Source organism: uncultured Blautia sp. (assembly GCF_902497045.1).
GTDB lineage: Bacteria > Bacillota > Clostridia > Lachnospirales > Lachnospiraceae > Blautia_A.
Map to the genome: position 1 here is coordinate 1 of NZ_CABVDF010000301.1, position 2,638 is coordinate 2,638.

The window sequence follows — 2,638 nt, forward strand, 5'->3', positions numbered from 1 at the left end:
TTTTTTTCATGAAGCGTAAAAAATGAGTTCTTTCCTATATAATAAGGACGATTTTTGTTTATATGGTACGAAGAAGTATTCTGTAAAGATCCTGACCGCGCCCTTGGGTAGCGATTTTATTTATCAGGAAAGTTAGTACAAAATGTACTGCTTTCCTAATAAATAAAAAAACAATGCAGAGGACTGCTTTCATCTGCTTTTCTCCTCTGCATTGCACATAAATGTTTTATTAAATTTTATGTATTACTCTTCTTCAATGTCTTCCTCTTCACCGCCGATGATATCAGAGTAATCAAATAATGTTACTTTTGTAATAGAATCTCTTACGATGTCCGGAGCATCTCCGGCTTTTCTTGCCTTATCTGCAAGCTGTGATGCAGACCATGCCGGCATAGCCATCTTTTTGATCTCTACAGGCTCTTCCTCTTCCCATTCTTCCTCTTCTACCGGACTGTAGCGTCTCTCACGCTGAAGCTCCTGATAGCTTGGAAGCTCATCTGAATATCTGTCGGCAGCTTCATCTGATTCCTCAGCCGTAGCTGCTGCAATTTCTTTTTTCAGAAGCTCATGGGCTTCACTGGCTGCTGCCTGCATATTATTGGAATTATTTCTTGAAGAACGTCTTGTCTGACGCACCGGCTGCTCCTCTTCCAGATCATCCTCATAAATCTCATCCACAAATCCGCCGGTACGAATTTTCTTTCTTCTTTCTTTTTCTTCTTTTTTAGCTTTTTTCCTGCGGGTTTTTTCTCCGTAAAGAAGCTCTCGGTCTTCTTCCTGCATCCGTCTCTCTCGGGCTTTCTCTTCCATACGGAGCTCTTTTTCTGTTTTAAGGTATCTTCTGTCTCCCTGAAGGTCCTCATATTCGTCAAGGGTCTCCGGTTTTTTCCAAAGCTCTGCAATAACATAAAGAATGATCAGGAATAATACAAGAAGGATCAATGCAATACGACCTTCTGTAGTTTCCGTTGCTGCCATAAGATATCCCACAAAAGGAACTGTGATCACTACCTTAGGTACCCAGTTTTTCACAGATACATTGATGCTCTCCGATGCAGAAGCCTCCGGGTCGATCACAACACCTGTATTGGCTGTTCTGTCTACGCTGATAAGGTTATAACGATAAGTACCTTCTCCATCTCTTACAATGATAGGTGACCCTGCATTAACCTCTTCTGTCTTTACAGGAACCGCATAGGTAACTGACCCCATTGCCAGATTGGTTTCTTTATCCGGTTTATCAACGATCACTGTGGTGACCCCAAAAAACGGCGGCAGCGCCAGCCCCAGCACTATTGCGATCGTACATATGATTGCAAAATGTACGACAAATTTCAAAAATTTTGACATTGTATATCCCTCACTTCTGTTTTTCTGGTGACCGTGTTATAAGCTTACTGTTCGCTGTGTCAAGGCTGCACCGACATCATGCAAACAGCAATACTGTAAATACTCTAGTTATTATACCTTGTTTTTTTGCTATGGTCAACTTATAATCTAAGTTATCATAAGGAAAATACATACAATGGTTTTGCTGCAGTACGCAAACCATTCCAACATGCATCCGGTTTTCTCAGGAATGCAAATAATGAAAGGAGTCTCTTTATGGAATTTTTAAATTTTCTTGCCCGATACCGCACCCCTGCTGCAGACGCGGTATTCCAGGGGATCACTCTTCTGGCTCAGGAAACCTTTGTAGTAGCAGTAATCTGCTGGCTGTTTTGGTGCTCACAGAAAAAGCTGGCTTATTGCCTTGGATTTTCGTACTTTACATCAGGTCTTCTTGTACAGGGATTAAAAATCACTTTCCGTGTTCCCCGTCCTTGGATACTGGATCCCTCCTTCCAGCCTGTTGCATCTGCTGTTCCAGGCGCCACCGGATATTCCTTTCCCAGCGGACACACACAAAGCATCACTGCCCTCCTTGGAACATTAGGATTTTATTTCAAAAAAAATTACCAGAAACTGGTGTGCGTTCTTTTTATCTTCCTGGTTGGTTTTTCTCGAATGTATCTTGGCTGTCATACGCCGCAGGATGTTCTGGTATCCTTTGGTGTAAGTATCCTGTGCGTATCTCTATGCTGGCACTTTTTATATAAGAAAGAAATATTCCATAAAAGAAATTCTTTGGTATCTGTTTTTATGGCTGTTGTATGTCTGGGACTTCTGGCATACACTCTTACCCTTTATAAACACAGCATCATTGAATTTCATTATGCACAGGACTGTGTCAAAGCCTGCGGTGCCGGTGCTGCCTTTGCTGCAGGATATTATATTACGGAAAAATGGATTCCTTTTCATGCGCCGGATTCTGTCAGCGGTCGTATCCGACGTTTTCTTATAGGGATTTTTATTACGCTGCTCCTGCAGACAGGACTAAAACCGCTGATTGGAGAAAGTCTTCCTGCCTCTTTTATAAGATACTTTATTGTTGTATTCTGGGTTATCACAGTTTACCCGTTTTTATTTTACAGAAAAGAAAAACAGCACTCCCAAAAATCTGACAGCTGATCATACAAAAAACGATAATTTTCTGCAGAACATATTTTACATCAGGAAGGCAGCACAGAATATGCAGCTTTCCTGCAATCAAAAAGCACTGTCTCGGAATTGGTCTTCCTTCCAGACAGTGCTTTTT

The 2,638-nt window shown here is 41.5% G+C and carries 2 protein-coding genes; one reads left to right on the plus strand and one right to left on the minus strand.

Annotated elements, in window-relative coordinates:
* Positions 1 to 243: 243 nt before the first annotated feature.
* Positions 244 to 1,350, minus strand: coding sequence for a hypothetical protein (locus RDS42_RS14015; RefSeq protein ID WP_308784201.1), 1,107 nt, complete (start codon positions 1,348 to 1,350; stop codon positions 244 to 246).
* 255 nt (positions 1,351 to 1,605) lie between these two features.
* On the opposite strand from RDS42_RS14015, the gene RDS42_RS14020 reads away from it, so the two are divergent.
* Complete coding sequence (locus tag RDS42_RS14020) at positions 1,606 to 2,511, plus strand: phosphatase PAP2 family protein (RefSeq protein WP_308784202.1); 906 nt, start codon at positions 1,606 to 1,608, stop codon at positions 2,509 to 2,511.
* Positions 2,512 to 2,638: the final 127 nt, after the last annotated feature.